Raw genomic sequence first — 12,443 nt, 5'->3', positions numbered from 1 at the left:
GATGGCCACCGATTTCGACGACTGGCTCGCCGCCACCTTCGCCGACCATGGCGGCTTCACCGCGCTAGTGGTGCTGGTGCGCATCGCCGAGCCGGAGGTGAAGCCCCTCGCCTCCACCTTCCTCAACATCATCGGCGACGAGGTGGACTGGGCCGGCATGATCGCCCTGTTCGCCGGCTCCCGGCAGGCCTGGGACGGCGCCGCCTTCTTCGCGCAGGTGGAGGACACTGGTCCCCTGGAAAACGCCGAGGCGCGCGGCCGCCTGCGCGCGCTGGAACAGCGCATCCGCGAGAACCGGCTGGTGCTGAACGAAGGCGATTTCTTCGACACCCTCGGCCGCCGGCTGAAGGTGGAGGAGATCGCGTCGCACTGAGGGGGGTGGACGCGGCGGCGGTCATGGCCCGCCCTTTGGCGCTCGCCCTGCCGGCCCTCGACGGGTCACGAACCGCCGTCATGGCCGGGCCTGTCCCGGCCATCCACGTGGACCGGCCGGGTATCCGTCGTCGGCCATCGTCCCGTCGGCCTGACGTGGATGCCCGGCACAAGGCCGGGCATGACGACCGCTTGGCTCGCTCCCCCGCCCCTACTCGATGGGGAAATCGAAATAGGTGTCCGGGAAGGGCTCGTCCTTCAGGGTGAAGTGCCACCATTCCTTGTCGAACGGCTTGAAGCCGTTCTGCGCCATGAGGCCCGCGAGCAGCCGGCGGTTGGCGCGCTGGGTGGCGGAGGCGGTGGGGGAATCGGGCCAGGAGCGCGGGCTGAACAGGTCGAAGGGCGTACCCATGTCGAGGTCGCGCCGGGTTGCGAGATCGAACAGCGTCAGGTCCAGCGTCGAGCCGCGCGAGTGGCCGGAGCGGGCGGCGATATAGCCCTCCGCGAACAGGTCCTTCTTGACGACATCGGGATAATAGGTGGGCTTGGTCTTCTCGTCCGCGAGGTCGCTGGCCCAGCGGGCGAAATGGGCGACGGCGCGGGCCGGACGGTAGCAATCGAAGATACGCAGGCCGAGGCCCTTCTTCTTCGCCTCCGCCGCCACCCTCGCCAGCGCCTCGGCGGCCGGGCGGGTGAGGAAGCAGCGGGCGGCGCCATAGCCGTCCACCCGCGTGCCGACGAAATTGTCGGTGGAGAAATAGCGCACGTCGAACACCGCGTCCGGCACCACGCCCGACACGTCCACGAACAGGTCCGGCCGATCGGTCCGCGCATCCGCGGCGAGCGGCAGGCCGGCAATGGTGAGGGTGAGTGTGAGGGCTTGGGCGGCGGGCTTCACCAGTCGATCCATCAGGGCTCTGAGCATGTCGCGTTCGCGTCGGGTGGTGAGGCCCAAGCATAGGCCCCGCCGCGGACGCCCGCCAGAGCGGGCCTCACGCCATGCGCGCGGGCGGCTCCGGCAGATCGACGGGATCGCGCAGCGGCGGCGGCTCCGGGTCGGGATCGCGGCGCGGCTCGCGGGAGGGATCGCCCTCGGGAAGCGGGGGCAGGTCCGGGCCGGGCTCGGGAAAATCCGGCGGGTCCTCCACCGGGTCCGGCGGCAGGATGGGCGGCTCCGGCGGACGGCCGGGCTCGGTCGGGGGGAACGGGCCGCCCGCGAGGGCGGCCAAGCCTGAAGAGGAGGACCGGCCGCCCGTAGGGGCGGCCGTATCGGGTTCAACGCCGGAGCGCATGGGGTGGAGAGGGGCAAGGTTCATCCCGGGCCAACGCCCGGGACTTGCCCCTGTTCCCCGCGCGTCTTCTCCGCAGATCAGGAGAAGAAGGAGGTGATGGTCTGCCAGATGCTCTTCTTCGGCGCGGCGGTGGCGCCGGCCTCGGCGGGCTTGGCATCGATGGAAATGGTGCCCGGCGCGGTCTGGGACTTGGCCACCGCCTCCGGCGAGAACACGCCGGCGAAGGCCGGGAGCTTGGCGAGGGTGTCGGGGCCGGCCATGCCGTCCGCGTCCAGCCCGTTCTTTTCCTGGAACTCCTTCACCGCCTTGGCGGTGGCGGGGCCGAAGGCGCCGTCGGCGGGAATGCCGAGCGCCGTCTGCAGCTTCTTCACCGCCTCGCCCTTGGTGCCCACCGTGAGCAGCACCAGCTCCGGCAGGCCGAGCGCCGTGAAGGTGTCCGGGCCGGCGATGCCGTCCGCCGAAAGGCCGTGCTGGGTCTGGTAGGCCTTGAGGGCCGCCTCGGTGCCCGGGCCGAACTGACCGTCCGCAGTCACCCCGAGCTTGGCCTGAAGGATCTTCACCGGCTCGCCCGCGAGCCCACGCTTGAGAAGTGCCATGACACACCCCGGTCCAGTTGCCCCGGCCTTGAGGCCGGCAACCGACATTGGGGGAAAAGAGCCGCTGCGGCACCCTCAAAAATGAACCGCCCAAAAGAAAAATGCCGGGTCCTGGAGGGGACCCGGCAAGTATCGCTGCAGAGCAGCGAACCTTCCAGAGGGGAACAGCTGATGCACCGCACAAGGTGCAATCAGCGCAAGGGAAAGATGCTCCCTGAATAGGCAGAATGCAATGTATACTGACCGCATATCAGGCATGTGCCCAGCGCTTGGCTAGGCAACGTTCGCCCTACCATGGCACCAGTGAACGTCATAAATCAGTAATTCCAGCGCTGCGCCTTGGAAATCAGGAAGTCGCGGAAGACCTGAATCCGGGCCACCGAGCGCATTTCCTGAGCATATGTGAAGTATGCCTCCAGCTTGGGCGTTTCGCGATCGGTGAAGAGCTGCACCAGCGAGGTCGAATCGTCCGAGAGATAATCCGGCAGGGTGCCGATGCCCACGCCCCGCTCCACCGCCCGCTTGAGGCCGAGCACGTTGTTGACCTCGAAAGCGGGAATGCGCGGGGTGGAGCCGTCGCGGCCGGCATGCTCCAGCCAGTTCAGCCCCTGGAAATAGGAAGGGATCGGCCCGCCGAGCAGCAGGATGCGGTGCTTGTCCAGCTCGTCCAGCGTGCGCGGATGGCCGTGGCGCTTGAGATAGTCGGCCGAGGCATAGGCGTGGAAATGCACGGTGAAGAGCTTGCGCTGCACCAGGTCCGGCTGCACCGGCTGGCGCATGCGGATGGCGACATCCGCCTCGCGCATGGCAAGGTCCAGCTCCTCGTCTGTGAGGATGAGCTGGATGCGGATGTCCGGGAACAGCTCCACGAACTCGCCCACCCGCGCAGTGAGCCAGTGGGTGCCGAGGCCCATGGTGGTGGTGACGCGCAGGTCGCCGTTGGGCTTCTCACGGCTGTCGGTGAGCTGGGCGCGCGCCGATTCCAGCTTGAGGAACACCTCATGGGCGGTGCGGTAGAGCAGTTCGCCCTGCTCGGTGAGGATGAGGCCGCGGGCGTGGCGGTGGAACAGCGGAACCTTCAGTTCCGCCTCCAGCGCCGAGACCTGCCGGCTCACCGCCGACTGGGAGAGCCCCAGCGTCTCGCCGGCGTGGGTAAAGGAGCCCGCCTCCGCGGCGACGTGGAAGACCTTCAGCTTGTCCCAATCCATCCGGCCCGAGCCCCTTGAGCATCACCGGCGTCCGGCCGGCGAGGTGGTGCTGTTTTTCGCTTGTCTCGGGAGAAGCCGCGGGCTCCCCAGCCCCGCGGCCTTCCTTGAACCCATTTAGATCCGTTCCGGGCGGCTGCCGCGCCCGGGTGATCTACTCCGCCGCCTGCGCCACGCTGTGGTGGGCGAGGAACCGCTCCGCCTCCAGCGCCGCCATGCAGCCCCGCCCGGCGGCCGTGACCGCCTGGCGATAGACATCATCGGCCACATCGCCGGCCGCGAACACGCCCGGCACCGACGTTGCCGTCGAATCCGGCGCAGTCCACACGTATCCGCTCTCTTTGAGCTTCAACTGGTCTTTGACCAGCTCTGTGGCAGGCGCATGACCGATGGCGATGAATATGCCGTCAGCGGGCAGCTCGGTGAGGGCTCCAGTCCGAACGTCGCGCAGGCGCGCGCCGGTGACCTTGGAGATGTCGCCGCTCTGGCCCACCACGTCGGCGACCTCGGAATGCCACACCACGCTCACCTTGGGATTGGCGAACAGGCGATCCTGCAGGATGCGCTCGGCGCGGAAGGCGTCGCGGCGGTGCACCAGCGTGACCTTGGAGGCGAAATTGGTGAGGAACAGCGCCTCTTCCACCGCCGTGTTGCCGCCGCCCACCACCACGACTTCCTTGCCGCGATAGAAGAAGCCGTCGCAGGTGGCGCAGGCCGAGACGCCGAAGCCGCGGAACGCCGCCTCCGATTCGAGGCCGAGCCAGCGCGCCTGGGCGCCGGTGGCGAGGATCACCACGTCGGCGAGCCACGTGTCGCCCGATTCGGTCTCCAGGCGGAACGGCCGCTTGGACAGATCGAGCGTGTTCACATGGTCGGCGATGATCTTCGTGCCCACGTGCTCGGCCTGGGCGCGCATCTGCTCCATCAGCCATGGGCCCTGGATGGGATCGGCGAAGCCGGGATAATTCTCCACATCCGTGGTGATGGTGAGCTGGCCGCCGGGCTGGATGCCCTCGAACAGGACCGGCTCCAGCATTGCGCGGGCCGCATAGATGGCCGCGGTATAGCCGGCCGGACCCGACCCGATGATGACGACCTTGGCGCTGTGGGTGGTCATGACGTCCTCGAAAACCAGAAGCTCGAAAGGCTGGAAACCGCGACAAGAGAAGGAACGGGCCGTGTGGCAGGCCGCCCGATGGCCGCAGCGTGAGCTATGCCCGAATGTAGGGGCTCCCTCCCCCGCCCACAAGGCGGCAGCTTCTGTCCCTTCGCAGCGCAACCGACGCAATATTATTTCGTTGCGTTGCCGCATACGGAGACTAAGGTGCGCGGACGTAATGCCCCTGTTCGCCGCGCGGGCGGCGGCACCCTCGACCCTGCCCCCAAGCCTTGCCCCCAAGGAGCCGTGCCTTGACCGTTCGCCTCGATGCTGTCGACTGGAAAATCCTCGACGAGCTGCAGCGGGACGGTCGCATGACCAATGTGGAATTATCCCGGCGCGTCGGCATCTCCGCCCCGCCCTGCCTCAGGCGCGTGCGCGCGCTGGAGGAGGAAGGCATCATCGAGGGCTATCGCGCGCTGCTGGACGAGAAGCGGCTCGGCTACGACCTCATGGCCTTCGCCATGGTGCATCTCATCAGCCAGGCGGAGGTCGACCTTGATGCCTTCCAGGAGCGCATCGCCGGCTGGCCGCTGGTGCGCAGCGCCTGGATGCTCTCGGGCGACGTGGATTTCCTGATGCTGTGCGTGGCGCCGGACCTGCGCACCTTCCAGACCTTCGTGCTGGATATCACCGCCGCGCCCAACGTGCGCAACGTGAAGACGGCCCTCACCCTCAAGCAGTCCAAGGACGCGCCGATCGTGCCGCTGGAAGCCGGATTGCCGAAGGCGTGAGGAATCTCCGCCGCTCCCCGGACAAGCTCCACCACAGGTGGAGCGCCGATCCGGGGCCCAGGGGAAAGGTCGGCGAAGCCGGCAATTGCCCCCAGGCCGCGGAATAAAGCCGCCTTCGGCGACATGTTGCGCTGGGCCACGGCTCTCCTTCCGCTCCGCTCCAGTCGGCCGAGGCACGAGGGCGGCGCGAAACTCCCAACCCCGCTCAGGCCCAGCGCACGTCCGCGATCTCGAACGAGCGGGCGCCCTTGGGGGTGACGACCTCCACGGAGGCGCCCTTCTTCTTGCCGATGAGCGCGCGGGCCACCGGCGAGGAGATGGAGATGCGGCCGGCCTTGGCGTCGGCTTCGCTGTCGCCGACGATCTGCCAGACCTTCTCTTCCTCGGTGTCCTCGTCCACCAGCGTCACCGTGGCGCCGAACTTGACGATGTCGCCGGAGAGTTTCGAGACGTCGATCACCTCGGCGCGGGAGATCTTGTCCTCCAGCTCGGCGATGCGGCCCTCGTTCAGCGACTGCTGCTCCTTGGCGGCGTGATATTCCGCGTTCTCGGACAGGTCGCCATGGGCGCGCGCCTCCGAGATGGCATTGATGATGCGCGGACGCTCCACCTGCTGACGCTGCTTCAACTCTTGCTCGAGGGCGACAAAGCCGCCCGCCGTCATCGGAATCTTCTCCATGGGTCCTTGTCAGACCTCCTGAAACGGTTCGGTGCGCCGGAGCCCCACCTCAGGTGGTGCCGGCGCCGAAAAGAAAGCCGCCCCGCGGTGCCTTTCGGCGCCCCGGCTGCGGCGACTGTCCCGGTTCGGGCGCTCTGCGGCCCCCGGGCAATGCACCCGCCCCGCGCCTTGAGACGCCGGACGGCCGCGACGACTGCGCGCAGGCTCCCGCAGCCTGCGCGTTCTGGTGTTCCCTTGCGGGATCAGGCGACGGAGGCTTCGCCCCGCGGGCTGACGGGAGCGCTGTCGCCCCCGGCACCGAAATAGCCCTGCAGCGGACGCACCGTCAGGTCGCCGCCCACATAGGCCTTGATCCCCTGCGCCGCAGCGATGGCTCCGGACAGCGTGGTGTAATACGGCACTTTCTGCAAGAGGGCGGCGCGGCGCAGCGAACGGCTGTCCGCAAGGGCCTGCGCGCCCTCGGTGGTGTTGAACACCAGCTGGACCCCGCCGTTCTTGATGGCATCCACGATGTGGGGGCGGCCCTCCAGCACCTTGTTGATCTTCGCCGCCGACACGCCGTGCTCCTCCAGGAAGCGCTGGGTGCCTGACGTGGCGATGATCTTGAAGCCGAGGTCCACCAGCATCTTCATGGTGGGCAGGATGCGGATCTTGTCCCCATCCTTCAGCGAGACGAACACCGTGCCGGACTGCGGCACCTTGGTGCCGCCGCCGAGCTGGCTCTTGGCGAAGGCGACGCCGAAATCGGTGTCGAGGCCCATCACCTCGCCGGTGGAGCGCATCTCCGGGCCGAGCACCGTGTCGACGCCCGGGAAGCGGGCGAAGGGGAACACCGCCTCCTTCACCGCGATGTGGCCGAGCTTGGGCTGCACGAGGTTGAAGCTCGCCAGCTTCTCGCCGGCCATCACCCGCGCCGCGATCTTGGCGATGGGCAGGCCGATGACCTTGGCGACGAAGGGCACCGTGCGCGAGGCACGCGGGTTCACTTCGAGCACGTAGATCTCGTCGCCCTTGATGGCGTACTGCACGTTCATCAGGCCGCCGACGCCGAGCGCCAGCGCCATGGCCGCGGTCTGCTTCTCCAGCGCCGCGAGGGTATCGGGCGAGAGCGAATAGGGCGGCAGGGTGCAGGCGCTGTCACCCGAATGGATGCCCGCCTCCTCGATGTGCTCCATGATGCCGGCGATGAACACGTCCTTGCCGTCGCACAGCGCGTCCACGTCCACCTCGATGGCGTCGGAGAGGTAGCGGTCGAACAGCAGCGGGTTCTTGCCGAGGACGGTGTTGATCTGGCCCGTCTTGTCGTTGGGATAGCGCGCCTTGATCTCCTGCGGCACGAGGCCCGGCAGGGTCTCCAGCAGGTAGTCGCCCAGCTCGCGCTCCTCGCGGATGATCTGCATGGCCCGGCCGCCCAGCACGTAGGAGGGGCGCACCACCATGGGATAGCCCAGCTCCGCCGCGACGAGGCGGGCCTGCTCCACGCTGTAGGAGATGCCGTTGGCCGGCTGGCGGATCTTGAGCCGGTCGAGCAGCGTCTTGAACCGGTCGCGGTCCTCGGCGAGGTCGATGGCGTCGGGCGAGGTGCCAAGGATCGGCACGTCCGCATCCTCCAGCGCCTTGGCGAGCTTGAGCGGCGTCTGGCCGCCGAACTGCACGATGACGCCCTTCAGCGTGCCCCGGGTCTTCTCGCGGGCGATCAGCTCCAGCACGTCCTCGGCGGTCAGCGGCTCGAAATAGAGCCGGTCCGAGGTGTCGTAGTCGGTGGAGACCGTCTCCGGGTTGCAGTTGACCATGATGGCTTCATAGCCGGCGTCCTTCAGGGCGAAGGCGGCATGGCAGCAGCAATAGTCGAACTCGATGCCCTGGCCGATGCGGTTGGGACCGCCGCCGAGGATGATGACCTTCTCGCGCTCCGAGGGCTGTGCCTCGTCGGCGAGTTTGCCGGCGAAGGGCGTCTCGTAGGTCGAGTACATGTAGGCGGTGGGCGAGGCGAACTCGGCCGCGCAGGTGTCGATGCGCTTGTAGGCGGGGCGCACGTCCAGCGCGTGGCGCCGCGCGCGCACCTCGCCCTCGTGGAGGCCGGCAAGGGCGGCGAGGCGGGCGTCGGAGAAGCCCATGGCCTTGAGGCGGCGGAACTGGCCGGCCGTCTCCGGCAGGCCGAGCCGGCGCACCTTCTGCTCCATCTCCACGATGCCGCGGATCTCCGCGAGGAACCACGGATCGATCTTGCAGGCGGCGTGGATCTGCTCGTCGGAGAGGCCGAGGCGCATGGCCTGGGCCACGTAGAGCAGGCGGTCGGGCGTGGGGGTGCCGAGCGCCGCGCGCACGGCGTTCTTGTCGTCGCCCTGGCCGAGGCCCTCGATCTCGATGTCGTCGAGGCCGGACAGGCCGGTTTCCAGCGAGCGCAGCGCCTTCTGCAGGGATTCCTGGAACGTGCGGCCGATGGCCATAGCCTCGCCCACCGACTTCATGGCGGTGGTCAGCGTCGGCTCGGCACCGGGGAACTTCTCGAAGGCGAAGCGCGGGATCTTCGTGACCACGTAGTCAATGGTGGGCTCGAAGGAGGCCGGGGTGGCGCCGCCGGTGATGTCGTTCTCGATCTCGTCGAGCGTGTAGCCCACCGCGAGGCGCGCGGCGACCTTGGCGATGGGGAAGCCCGTGGCCTTCGACGCCAGCGCCGAGGAGCGCGACACGCGCGGGTTCATCTCGATGACGATGAGGCGGCCGTCCTCGGGGTTCACCGCGAACTGCACGTTGGAGCCGCCGGTCTCCACGCCGATCTCGCGCAGCACCGCAAGCGATGCGTCGCGCATGATCTGGTATTCCTTGTCGGTGAGCGTCAGCGCCGGCGCCACCGTGATGGAATCGCCGGTGTGGACGCCCATCGGGTCGATGTTCTCGATGGAGCAGATGATGATGCAGTTGTCCGCCTTGTCGCGGACGACCTCCATCTCATACTCCTTCCAGCCCAGCACGCTCTCCTCCACCAGCACCTCGTTGGTGGGGGAGGCATCGATGCCGCGCTCGATGATCTCGATGAACTCGGCCTTGTTGTAGGCGATGCCGCCGCCGGTGCCGCCCATGGTGAAGGACGGGCGGATGATGGCGGGCAGGCCCACCTCGTCCAGCGCCTCGAGCGCCTGGGGCAGGGTCTTGATCTGGCGGGACTTGGGCGTCGAGAGGCCGATCTTGGTCATGGCCTCGCGGAACAGCTCGCGGTCCTCGGCCTTGTCGATGGCCTCGGCGGTGGCGCCGATCATCTCGACGTCATACTTTTCGAGCGTGCCCATCTTCTTGAGCGACAGCGCGCAGTTGAGCGCGGTCTGGCCGCCCATGGTGGGCAGCAGCGCGAAGCCCTTGGAGCGGTCGCCGCGCTCCTTCTCGATGATCTTGGTGACGATCTCGGCGGTGATGGGCTCGATATAGGTCGCGTCCGCCATGTCCGGGTCGGTCATGATGGTCGCGGGATTCGAGTTCACGAGGACGACCCGGTATCCCTCCTCCTTGAGCGCCTTGACCGCCTGCGTTCCGGAATAGTCGAATTCGCAGGCCTGCCCGATCACGATGGGACCGGCGCCGATGATGAGGATGGTTTCGATATCGGTGCGTTTCGGCATATCCGTCTTTGAGCTCTCGACCGCCGCCACCCGCGCCGCTGAGCCGGCGAAGACAACGGGATCCGTTTCCATCAGGAGCCGCCCCGTCGCAGCGCCCGCCCCTTCCTAGCGCCCGCCGGGCGCAAAAAAAGGGCCGCGGGTCACGCGCCCCAGAAAGGTACGAGCTTGGCCGGGGCCTGCTCCCAGACTTGCGCGCGGGCGGGACGCGGCGCGGATGTCACACCTCACGGATGTCACACCTGCGCAATTTCCCGGGCCCTTGGCGCTGATGGGCTTCCTTAGACCATAATTTGCGGCGACGGAAGCCATGTCACCGAGATGACGCCGCGCCCGGAATACACATCCTCGCGGGGTGTCCGGCGCCCGCCCGCGCTGCCTCGGCCTGAAGGATTCCTGTTCGTTTTCCTGCCGGAGACGCCTGTGCTGCCGCCTTCCCTCGCCCGGACGGTCAATGAATACCGCGCGCGCCATGGCGACCTGATCCGCCAGTTCGCCCGATTCGTCGGTGTGGGCCTCACCGCCGCCGTGGCCCATTTCTCCACGCTCGCCATTCTGGTGGAGATGGATGCCGTCGGCCCCGTGCTGGGCTCGGCGGTGGGATTCGTCATGGGCGGCATCGTGTCCTACGTCCTCAACCGCCGCTTCACCTTCGACGCCACGCGCTCCCACGCCGGGGCGGTGCCGCGCTTCATCGTGGTGGCGGGAGTGGCGTTCGTGCTCAACGAAACGCTCATGTGGCTGTTCGTGCACGAGGTGGGGCTGTTCTATCTGCTCGCCCAGTTCCTCACCACGGGCATCACCATGATGTGGACCTTCACCGGCTACCGCGTCTGGGCCTTCGCCCACCGGAGCACTGTGCGCGGCTGAGGCGCCGCAGGGGCTTTTTGTGCTTTCGCCGCTCAGGCGCCGCGCGGGCTCTCGCTGCGCTGTCTACGCTCAAGCGCCGCGCGGGCTTGCTGCGCTGTCTACGCTCAGGCGCCGCGCGGGCTTGCTGCGCTGTCTACGCTCAGGCGCCGCGCGGGCTTCAGGCGCCGCGTTCGCCGATGAAGGCCATGCGCTGCTGGTTGTGGCCGACATTGGGCTCGACCCGCCGCGCCGCGAGGCCGGCCTTGGTGAGCAAGGCGAGCACCTCCGCCTCCTCGTAGGTCGTCAGCCCGAGTTCCGCGCGCAGCTTGCGATAGGGGGAGATGGCGGTGCGGGCGAGGCCGGCGACCGCGGCCAGCAGAAATTTTTCCCGCGCGGCGAGCCGGAGCAGCGCCTGGGCGTCGGCCAGCGCGCTCACATGGGGCGGGATGACGTCGGCAATCAGCAGCCGTCCCCCCGGCGCCAGCAGTCGCCGCCATTCCAGCACGAGGCTGGCGAGCAGGTCGCGCGAGAGATACTGCGCCACCGAATTGCAGATGATGAGGTCGAAGCTGCCGTCCGGCAGGGCCGAGACCTCCTCGGGGGCCAGCACGTCGATGCTGGGGGCGGCGACGAAGCGCCCCTTCAGGCGGCGCCGGACTTCGGGTGCGGCATCGGTGAGCACGAGGTGGGCGCAGCGCAGCGCCAGCTCGGCCGAGGCGAGGGCTTCGCCGCAGCCGAAATCCAGAACCCGCGCGTGCGGCCCCGGCAGGAAGCCGACGAGATCGGTCGCGATGGCCGCATAATGCACCGCCTTGTGCCGGTCATTCACATAGATGGCGTGACTACCATTCCAGAACGAGATCCAATCAGCCATCAGCAACTTTCCGAAAACAAGGCGGCGCCGGGGTCAGCGCGCGAACTGGATGCCGGCCTCGGTCTCGCCGATGGCCCGGTCCACGAGGTCGATGGCGCGCTCGCGATGGCCGCCCTTGTTGGGCTCCGCCTGCTGCAGGAAGGCGCGCGCGGTGCGCAGCGCCTCGAGCGCGCGCTGCATGTTGGGCTGGTCGGCGAAGGCCGACTGCACGAGCCCGGCGGTCGCAAGGCCCGCGGCGAAGGTCAGCGCGAGGGTCAGCGGGCGCAGGGCGGCCCTGGGGCGGATCATGATGTCTCTCACGGTTTCGAGGAGCGACGTCCGGCGGCAGCGGGGTGCTGGCACGCAGGGGTGAAACGGCACCATCAAGACGGCACCATCATGGCAGACGGCCACAGACGCGAACGCCCCGCCGCGGGGTGCGGGCGGGGCGCGCGTCTAACGGCGGAAGATCAGGCTCACCAGCGGCAGTGCAGGCCGCCATAGGGGCCGCGCCAGCAGCCGCCGCCACCCCAGCGGCCGGGTCCGGGACCCCACCAGCGGTGATAATGCCACCAGTCGATGAACAGGCTGGCATTGGCGCCGGAGAGGGGCTTGTCCTCGCTGAGGAGTTTGTAGTCGTAGGTCAGCGTGTCGCCGGAGAGCACCGGGTTCGACAGCTCGATCACCGACAGGTTGGGCTCGCCGTTCACCGTCACCGAGAGGGTGGCGTTGGGCGGGTCCTTCTGGAAGCTGTCCTTGCCCTCGTTCCAGATCTTGATGAAGGTCGCCGTCGAGGCGTCGCCGGTGATCCGCTCCGGGCGGTCGGCGAACATGATGACCTGCGGCGCGACGCCCTTCAGCGTGATGGTCTTGTCGGTGACGGAAATGGAATCCGCCACCTGCACGAACAGCCACTGGACGCCCTTCAACTCTTCGATGTTTGCGGGCGGACCGTTCATGCCGCCGGCGGGTCCGCCGGCCATGGGGGCGTTGGCGGGCGCCCCCTGTGCGAAAGCCCCGCCGACGGCGCAAACGGCCCCCAGCAGCGCTCCAAGGATCAGGCGTTTCATTGGGAAAGTCTCCTACGCGC

The 12,443-nt window shown here is 68.2% G+C and carries 13 protein-coding genes; 3 read left to right on the top strand and 10 right to left on the bottom strand.

Annotated features, from left to right (window positions below; genetic code table 11):
- The first annotated feature begins 1 nt into the window (after position 1).
- A complete protein-coding gene (locus A37E_RS0113855) occupies positions 2-373 on the top strand; it encodes a hypothetical protein (RefSeq protein ID WP_029557137.1) in 372 nt (123 codons plus the stop codon).
- A gap of 210 nt (positions 374-583) precedes the next feature.
- Here the strand turns inward: A37E_RS0113855 and A37E_RS0113850 are convergent, their stop codons facing one another.
- The 5 genes from A37E_RS0113850 to trxB all read right to left on the bottom strand — a co-directional run bounded on the left by A37E_RS0113850 (position 584) and on the right by trxB (position 4,582).
- Positions 584-1,297: a M15 family metallopeptidase gene (locus A37E_RS0113850; protein ID WP_197022975.1), complete on the bottom strand. Its 714-nt coding sequence runs from the start codon at positions 1,295-1,297 to the stop codon at positions 584-586.
- A 67-nt stretch (positions 1,298-1,364) separates the two neighbouring features.
- Positions 1,365-1,688 (bottom strand): hypothetical protein, encoded by a 324-nt coding sequence (locus A37E_RS0113845; protein WP_156026320.1) that lies wholly within the window; start codon positions 1,686-1,688, stop codon positions 1,365-1,367.
- 53 nt (positions 1,689-1,741) lie between these two features.
- Positions 1,742-2,260: a peptidoglycan-binding protein gene (locus A37E_RS0113840; RefSeq protein WP_024277514.1), complete on the bottom strand. Its 519-nt coding sequence runs from the start codon at positions 2,258-2,260 to the stop codon at positions 1,742-1,744.
- Between the two features lie 317 nt (positions 2,261-2,577).
- The gene (locus A37E_RS0113835) at positions 2,578-3,468 is read right to left on the bottom strand and encodes a LysR family transcriptional regulator (protein ID WP_024277513.1); all 891 of its coding nucleotides are present in this window, start codon (positions 3,466-3,468) and stop codon (positions 2,578-2,580) included.
- A 151-nt stretch (positions 3,469-3,619) separates the two neighbouring features.
- A complete protein-coding gene (trxB, locus tag A37E_RS0113830; protein WP_029557134.1) occupies positions 3,620-4,582 on the bottom strand; it encodes a thioredoxin-disulfide reductase in 963 nt (320 codons plus the stop codon).
- A gap of 293 nt (positions 4,583-4,875) precedes the next feature.
- On the opposite strand from trxB, the gene A37E_RS0113825 reads away from it, so the two are divergent.
- Positions 4,876-5,358: an Lrp/AsnC family transcriptional regulator gene (locus A37E_RS0113825; protein WP_029557133.1), complete on the top strand. Its 483-nt coding sequence runs from the start codon at positions 4,876-4,878 to the stop codon at positions 5,356-5,358.
- A gap of 205 nt (positions 5,359-5,563) precedes the next feature.
- On the opposite strand, the gene greA is transcribed toward A37E_RS0113825, so the two are convergent.
- Both greA and carB read right to left on the bottom strand, forming a co-directional pair.
- Complete coding sequence (greA, locus tag A37E_RS0113820; RefSeq protein WP_029557132.1) at positions 5,564-6,037, bottom strand: transcription elongation factor GreA; 474 nt, start codon at positions 6,035-6,037, stop codon at positions 5,564-5,566.
- A 242-nt stretch (positions 6,038-6,279) separates the two neighbouring features.
- Positions 6,280-9,654, bottom strand: a complete 3,375-nt coding sequence (gene carB / locus A37E_RS0113815; RefSeq protein WP_029557131.1) for a carbamoyl-phosphate synthase large subunit — start codon at positions 9,652-9,654, stop codon at positions 6,280-6,282.
- 420 nt (positions 9,655-10,074) lie between these two features.
- Between carB and A37E_RS0113810 the strand changes: the two genes are divergently transcribed.
- Positions 10,075-10,521 carry a GtrA family protein gene (locus A37E_RS0113810; RefSeq protein ID WP_051679019.1) on the top strand — a complete coding sequence of 149 codons (447 nt, stop codon included), beginning with the start codon at positions 10,075-10,077 and terminating at the stop codon, positions 10,519-10,521.
- 157 nt (positions 10,522-10,678) lie between these two features.
- Here A37E_RS0113810 and A37E_RS0113805 read toward each other — a convergent pair whose 3' ends face one another.
- The 3 genes from A37E_RS0113805 to A37E_RS25370 all read right to left on the bottom strand — a co-directional run bounded on the left by A37E_RS0113805 (position 10,679) and on the right by A37E_RS25370 (position 12,423).
- On the bottom strand, positions 10,679-11,374 hold the full coding sequence (locus tag A37E_RS0113805) for a class I SAM-dependent methyltransferase (RefSeq protein WP_029557129.1): 696 nt from the start codon (positions 11,372-11,374) through the stop codon (positions 10,679-10,681).
- Positions 11,375-11,407: 33 nt separating this feature from the next.
- Positions 11,408-11,662: a hypothetical protein gene (locus tag A37E_RS0113800; protein WP_024277506.1), complete on the bottom strand. Its 255-nt coding sequence runs from the start codon at positions 11,660-11,662 to the stop codon at positions 11,408-11,410.
- A gap of 167 nt (positions 11,663-11,829) precedes the next feature.
- Positions 11,830-12,423, bottom strand: a complete 594-nt coding sequence (locus tag A37E_RS25370) for a hypothetical protein (protein ID WP_051679018.1) — start codon at positions 12,421-12,423, stop codon at positions 11,830-11,832.
- Between the last annotated feature and the right edge of the window lie 20 nt (positions 12,424-12,443).

Source organism: Xanthobacter sp. 91 (genome assembly GCF_000702385.1).
GTDB classification, from domain to species: Bacteria; Pseudomonadota; Alphaproteobacteria; order Rhizobiales; family Xanthobacteraceae; genus Xanthobacter; species Xanthobacter aminoxidans.
Note: the sequence above shows the minus strand (reverse complement) of the source record. Positions and strands in the feature narration are given on the sequence as shown.

Excerpts from the sequence above, each read along its gene's own strand:
- A37E_RS0113855 (WP_029557137.1), top strand. The coding sequence starts at position 2 with ATGGCCACCGATTTCGACGACTGGCTCGCCGCCACCTTCGCCGACCAT.
- carB (WP_029557131.1), bottom strand. The coding sequence starts at position 9,654 with ATGCCGAAACGCACCGATATCGAAACCATCCTCATCATCGGCGCCGGT.
- A37E_RS0113835 (WP_024277513.1), bottom strand. The coding sequence starts at position 3,468 with ATGGATTGGGACAAGCTGAAGGTCTTCCACGTCGCCGCGGAGGCGGGC.
- A37E_RS0113800 (WP_024277506.1), bottom strand. The coding sequence starts at position 11,662 with ATGATCCGCCCCAGGGCCGCCCTGCGCCCGCTGACCCTCGCGCTGACC.
- A37E_RS0113845 (WP_156026320.1), bottom strand. The coding sequence starts at position 1,688 with ATGAACCTTGCCCCTCTCCACCCCATGCGCTCCGGCGTTGAACCCGAT.
- A37E_RS0113805 (WP_029557129.1), bottom strand. The coding sequence starts at position 11,374 with ATGGCTGATTGGATCTCGTTCTGGAATGGTAGTCACGCCATCTATGTG.
- greA (WP_029557132.1), bottom strand. The coding sequence starts at position 6,037 with ATGGAGAAGATTCCGATGACGGCGGGCGGCTTTGTCGCCCTCGAGCAA.
- A37E_RS0113850 (WP_197022975.1), bottom strand. The coding sequence starts at position 1,297 with ATGCTCAGAGCCCTGATGGATCGACTGGTGAAGCCCGCCGCCCAAGCC.
- A37E_RS25370 (WP_051679018.1), bottom strand. The coding sequence starts at position 12,423 with ATGAAACGCCTGATCCTTGGAGCGCTGCTGGGGGCCGTTTGCGCCGTC.
- A37E_RS0113840 (WP_024277514.1), bottom strand. The coding sequence starts at position 2,260 with ATGGCACTTCTCAAGCGTGGGCTCGCGGGCGAGCCGGTGAAGATCCTT.
- trxB (WP_029557134.1), bottom strand. The coding sequence starts at position 4,582 with ATGACCACCCACAGCGCCAAGGTCGTCATCATCGGGTCGGGTCCGGCC.